Source organism: Kitasatospora sp. NPDC047058, from assembly GCF_040643935.1.
GTDB lineage: Bacteria > Actinomycetota > Actinomycetes > Streptomycetales > Streptomycetaceae > Kitasatospora.
In genome coordinates, this window is sequence record NZ_JBEYVJ010000611.1 from 1 (window position 1) to 3,084 (window position 3,084).

The window sequence follows — 3,084 nt, forward strand, 5'->3', positions numbered from 1 at the left end:
GACCGCACGGCTACCGGGAGCCTGTGGTCGAAGATGCCGATGTCGGCTGCACAGGGGAATCCGCTGAGAGCGCCTCATATCCTCAGCCTTCTGCAACCGGCTATCGGTGATGCTGCCGGGTGGGCGGCGTCCTGAGCCGGTCGACGAGCCGCCGGGCGGCTTCGCGTCCGTCGGGGCGGGGCGCGGGCACCCGGGGGCCGGTCAGGTGGCGCTCGGTGAGGGACTCGGCGCCGACGGTGGACCAGTCGGCCCGGCTCACCACGGCGACGTGCCCCTCCACGTGGGCCTTGGCCTCGTCCCCGAAGTCGTCGTGGGGCGCCAACAGGATCCGGAGGTCGTGGTCGTTCAGCCACTCCAGCCCGAGGACCTGCCGGCCGAAGTCGCCCGCGATGAGGGAGCGGACGGTGCCGGATTCCAGGTCCACGAGAAGGAGTTCACCCAGGAAGTGGTAGCCGCCGTCGTACTCACCGGTCCCCACCGCGAGCAGCGGGAGCGCCGGGTGGAAGGCCATCGCGTGCACGGGGGAGTCCGTGGTCAGGAGCCGGCGTCGGCGGGCGCGGTCGGTGACGTGGAAGAGGCCGATCGTCCTGGCCTCGTCGTACTCGTGCGCACCGGCCACGGCGAGCAGGCACCGCCGTTGGTCCGTGACGGCCAGGAAGGGATCGCCGACCTCGGCGAACGGGTCGTCAGGGCCGGCGGGGGCGACGGGGCGCAAGGTCATACGGAGGATCTTCGCAGAGGCCGGGCCGGGCCGGGGGACCCGTGGGTGCGGGTCCGTCTCCCGGCTCCGGCTCCGGCGTGGCCTCCGCCCCGGTCAGTTCTGCGCGAGGAGTTCGAGCGTGTCGATGACGCGGTTGGAGAAGCCCCACTCGTTGTCGTACCAGGCGACGACCTTGACGTGCTTGCCGTCGACGCGGGTGAGCGCGGCGTCGAAGATGGAGGACGCGGGCTGGCCGGTGATGTCGCCGGAGACGAGCGGCTCGTCGGAGTAGTCGAGGATGCCCTTGAGCCGGCCGTCGGCGGCCTCGCGGTAGGCGGCCAGGATCTCGTCGCGGGTGACCTCGCGGGAGACCGTGGTGTTCAGCTCCACGATCGAGCCGACCGGTACGGGGACGCGGATGGAGTCGCCGGACAGCTTGCCGTCGAGCTGGGGCAGGACCAGGCCGATGGCCTTGGCGGCGCCGGTGGTGGTCGGCACGATGTTGACGCCGGCGGCGCGGGCGCGGCGCATGTCGCGGTGCGGGCCGTCCTGGAGGTTCTGCTCCTGGGTGTAGGCGTGGACCGTGGTCATGAAGCCGTGCTCGATGCCGGCCAGGTCGTCCAGCACGGACGCCAGCGGGGCCAACGCGTTGGTGGTGCAGGAGGCGTTGGAGACGATGACGTGGGTGTCCGGGTCGTAGGCCTCGGTGTTGACGCCGTAGGCGAGGGTGACGTCCGCGCCGTCGGAGGGGGCGCTCACCAGGACGCGCTTGGCGCCGGCCTGCAGGTGCGCGCGGGCGGCCTCGGCCGCGGTGAAGCGGCCGGTCGACTCGAGCACGAGGTCGACGCCGAGCTCGGCCCACGGCAGGGCGGCGGGGTCGCGCTCGGCGAGCACCTTGATGCGGCGTCCGTCGACCACCAGGTCGGTGCCGTCGACGGTCACCGGGCGGCCGAAGCGGCCGAGCGCGCTGTCGAACTTCAGCAGGTGGGCGAGGGCGTCCGGTGCGGTGAGGTCGTTGACCGCGACCACCTCGAGCTTGCTGTCGCGTTCGAGCAGGGCGCGCAGGCTGTTGCGTCCGATGCGGCCGAAACCGTTGATGGCGATGCGGGTCATGGTGGCTTCCCTTTCGTTTCGTTCCGCCATCCATGGTCGTCATCCGGGCGGGGGGCGGACAGGGGCCGGATCGACAAGGTGCGCAAGGATCTCGCCAAGGGAGACGCGCAGCGCCGTGCACCGCCGGACACCCGAGCGGGTGTCAGGTCGCAGGTGGGGGCGGGTGCCGGCCGGGGCGTCAGGCCTCCGGGGCCGAGAAGGTGTGCCGGTACTCCGTGGGCGAGGTGCCGAGGATGCGCTGGAAGTGCAGCCGCAGGTTCGCGCCGGTGCCGAGCCCGACCCGGTCGGCGACCTGCTCGACGCCCAGGTCGGTGCGTTCCAGCAGCTCGCGGGCCAGGTCCACCCGGGCCCGCAGGACCCACTGCATCGGGGTGTAGCCGGTGTCCTCCACGAACCGCCGCGAGAACGTGCGCGCCGACACCTGCGCGGTGCGGGCCAGCGTTTCGAGGGTCAGTGGTTCGTCCAGGTGGGCCAGGGCCCATTCACGGGTGCTCGCGAAGAGGTCGCCGAGCGGCTCGGGCACGCTCCGGGGGACGTACTGGGCCTGGCCCCCGCTGCGGTAGGGCGCGGCGACCAGGCGTCGCGCCACGTGATTGGAGAGGCCGACCCCGTGGTCGCGCCGGACCAGGTGCAGGCACAGGTCGATGCCGGAGGCCGCGCCCGCCGAGGTGAGCAGGTCGCCCTCGTCGACGAAGAGCACGTTCTCGTCGACGGACACCAGCGGGTGCTGCTCGGCGAGGGCCCTGGTGTAGTGCCAGTGGGTCGTCGCCTTCTTCCCGTCGAGCAGGCCGGTGGCGGCCAGCGCGAAGGCGCCCGTCGAGATGGCCGCCAGCCGGGCTCCCCGGTGGTGGGCGGCCACGAGTGCCTCGACGACCGCGGCCGGCGGCTCGGTGGTGGACGGGTCCCGGTAGCCGGGGACGAAGACGGTGTCGACGTGTTCCAGGGCCTCCAGGCCGTCGGCGACGTGGTAGGCGAGGCCGTCGCCGCCGGTCACCAGCCCGGGTGTGGCGCCGCAGACCCGCACCTCGTAGGGCATGCTCGGCCGGCTGGAGAACACCTGCGCGGGGATGCCCACGTCGAGCGGCTTCGCCCCTTCGAGGACGAGCACGGCGACGCGGTGCTTCCTGCGGCCCATCGGATCCTCCATCCCGCGGTCGTCCGCTCCGGCGCCCGCCTGCTCCGGCGCCTGCATGGGCTTCGGCGCGCGTCCGCCCCGGTGCGCGCGGCGGGCAGCCGGGGCCGACGTGCGGGGCCGGCGGCGGCTCCCTGGC

General features: G+C 73.2%; 3 protein-coding genes. All 3 read right to left on the reverse strand.

Features of this window, described 5'->3' with window-relative positions; all coding sequences use genetic code 11:
* Positions 1-100: 100 nt before the first annotated feature.
* The 3 genes from ABZ885_RS38235 to ABZ885_RS38245 all read right to left on the reverse strand — a co-directional run bounded on the left by ABZ885_RS38235 (position 101) and on the right by ABZ885_RS38245 (position 2,948).
* The gene (locus tag ABZ885_RS38235; RefSeq protein ID WP_360199358.1) at positions 101-721 is read right to left on the reverse strand and encodes a hypothetical protein; all 621 of its coding nucleotides are present in this window, start codon (positions 719-721) and stop codon (positions 101-103) included.
* A gap of 93 nt (positions 722-814) precedes the next feature.
* Positions 815-1,813, reverse strand: a complete 999-nt coding sequence (gene gap / locus ABZ885_RS38240) for a type I glyceraldehyde-3-phosphate dehydrogenase (RefSeq protein WP_360199360.1) — start codon at positions 1,811-1,813, stop codon at positions 815-817.
* Between the two features lie 178 nt (positions 1,814-1,991).
* Entirely contained in the window at positions 1,992-2,948 is a 957-nt protein-coding gene (locus tag ABZ885_RS38245) for a DJ-1/PfpI family protein (protein WP_360199362.1), read from the reverse strand.
* Between the last annotated feature and the right edge of the window lie 136 nt (positions 2,949-3,084).